Annotated in this window: 2 protein-coding genes; both read right to left on the bottom strand. The window is 66.1% G+C overall.

Translation table 11 applies throughout. From position 1 onward, the window contains the following. A partial coding sequence (locus tag EN984_RS36605; protein WP_206517585.1) for an ATP-binding protein occupies positions 1-247 on the bottom strand: 247 nt, incomplete at its 3' end. A 147-nt stretch (positions 248-394) separates the two neighbouring features. Continuing rightward, the coding region (locus EN984_RS36600) for a LysR substrate-binding domain-containing protein (RefSeq protein WP_245480212.1) at positions 395-728 on the bottom strand (334 nt) is incomplete at its 5' end.

Below are 728 nucleotides of genomic sequence, written 5' to 3'. Positions count from 1 at the left end.
CCTCGGTGAGCTTGGAGGTGCAATGACGTGCGATCGCCAGCGCCAGCTCCCGTTCGGGAATGCCGGAGCCGTCATCGGTGACGCGGATCAGGTTCAGCCCGCCGCCGGCTGTGACGATCTCGACGCGCGAAGCGCCGGCATCGAGCGCATTCTCAACCAGTTCCTTGACGACGCTCGCCGGACGCTCGATGACTTCGCCGGCGGCGATCTGGTTGATCATCGTTTCGGAAAGCTGGCGGATGGGCATGGCAGCACTATAGGCGGATTCGAGACGGATGCGGAAGGATTCGGTGTTGCGGAACAGTGGATAGGCTGGCGAGACAGCACCTCCCTCTGGCAGGCCGCAGGGAGGTGCTGTCCCGCCGACTTCCAAGGGACTGGGAGGCGCTGCCCCTCACGCTTGCTCCGCCAGCCAGTCTCGCACCTTGCGGGCGTTGTCGCTGAGTTCCCGGTTCTTCGGCCAGACGACATAGAACGCCTTGCCGGTCTTCAGCACATGATCCGTCACCGGCACCAGCAAGCCCGACGCCAGCAGCCGCTCGGCGAGGTGCCGCCAGCCGAGCGCGATGCCCTGGCCTTCCATGACGCCCTGGATCACCAGGCCGTAGTCGTTGATGCGCAGGCCGCGCGCGGTATCGCTGAGATTGGCGCCCGCCGACTGGAACCATTCGTCCCAGCTGGCCGCCTCGCGATACGGCTCCTCCAGATGGATGAGGCGGTGCGTGGCC

Origin of the sequence: Mesorhizobium sp. M7A.F.Ca.CA.004.12.1.1 (genome assembly GCF_003997835.1) — a bacterium.
Taxonomy (GTDB): domain Bacteria; phylum Pseudomonadota; class Alphaproteobacteria; order Rhizobiales; family Rhizobiaceae; genus Mesorhizobium.
The sequence above is the reverse complement of the archived record's forward strand: the minus strand, read 5'-3'. Positions and strand labels throughout refer to the sequence as shown.